General features: G+C 42.6%; 2 protein-coding genes and 1 pseudogene. All 3 read right to left on the minus strand.

Annotated features, from left to right (window positions below):
- A pseudogene (gene fliN / locus A3756_RS18160) lies at nucleotides 1-214 on the minus strand (flagellar motor switch protein FliN); the annotation flags it as partial.
- Nucleotides 207-1,223 (minus strand): flagellar motor switch protein FliM, encoded by a 1,017-nt coding sequence (gene fliM, locus A3756_RS18165; RefSeq protein ID WP_197470043.1) that lies wholly within the window; start codon nucleotides 1,221-1,223, stop codon nucleotides 207-209. The pseudogene fliN and the gene fliM, both read right to left, overlap by 8 nt.
- 96 nt (nucleotides 1,224-1,319) lie before the next feature.
- On the minus strand, nucleotides 1,320-1,417 hold a 98-nt coding region (locus tag A3756_RS29305), incomplete at its 5' end, for a flagellar basal body-associated FliL family protein (RefSeq protein WP_368664594.1).

Raw genomic sequence — 1,417 nt, forward strand, 5'->3', positions numbered from 1 at the left:
CAGCCGCAGCTGGACGCGAATCAAAAGACTCTAGAGGCGCAGACTTAATATCATCAGCATCATCCCCTTCGATAGCTTCAGCTTCGGCCATTGCCGCCGCCCACTCATCCTCAACACTACCTTCGCCGCCTTCAGAATCACCAGACTCTTCCATTGCAGCTTCCCATTCAGATGCTAGTTTTTCGTCTTCACTTTGATCTTCGTTATCACTCATTTTCTTCTTCCAAATTTTCGTCAACTACACTGGATATGAGGTTGGGTCGTTCAATTTTTTCTTCAATTTTCGCCGCTAACTGACCATCACTTTGCCCAAGCTTTGCTTTGAACATAGGGACCTTATTCGCAGTTAGCGTAATAAACTCTGGCATTTCTATCGGTATAACATCACCTTTTTCAAGCTTGGCAACATCTCTAAGTGATATCTGTTCTTCTAGGACTGTCGCATTAAGAGGCACATTAGCCTCTAAAAGATCTTTCCGAATAGTTGTCATCCAGCGCTCGTCAACATCGTCAACATCACTCTGGACACCAGCATCGAGGATCTCGCGAATCGGCTCAATGGTAGAGTATGGAATGGCCAGATGAAGGTCTCCACCACCGCCATCTAGTTCGATATGAAAGGTACTAATTACTATCACTTCACTAGGGCTAACAATATTCGCCATTGAAGGGTTAACTTCAGAGTTCATATACTCAAAATCAATTTTGAAAACTGCGCTCCACGCTTCCTTCATATCGATAAAAACTTGTTCGAGTACCATATGAACAACCCGAATCTCGGTAGGCGTAAACTCACGCCCTTCAATTTTTGCATGACGCCCATCACCACCAAAGAAGTTATCAACAAGTTTAAAAACTAGCTTGGCATCAAAAATAAATAAACCAGCTCCGCGAAGAGGTCTGATTTTGACAATATTTAAACTGGTAGGAACGTAAAGAGTATGGATATACTCTCCAAACTTCATGATCTGGACACCGCCCGTAGAAACGTCGGCGTTTCTACGGAGCAGGTTAAACAAGCTGATTCTGGTGTAGCGGGCAAACCTTTCATTGATCATTTCGAGCGTAGGCATGCGCCCGCGCACAATTCTATCTTGGCTCGCTAAGTCGTAATTGCGTATACCTTCTTCATCGGCATCGTCCTCCGTGTCGATATCACCATCATCGACACCATGCAATAACGCATCTATCTCGTCTTGTGATAATAAATCTTGCACACTAATACCTGACTATATGAATTTTTAAGCAATCACAAAATAAGCTATTTGACGGTCGCGAAAATAACACCAAACAAATAACTTAAAACATCTTGAACAAAACTACTGCAATACAAAATTAGTGAAATAAACGTTCTCTATCTCACCAGCCTCTTCACTACTTAAGACAGTATTAATCACTTCGACTGTCTGAGCTTGAA

It is taken from the genome of Oleiphilus sp. HI0086 (assembly GCF_001635225.1).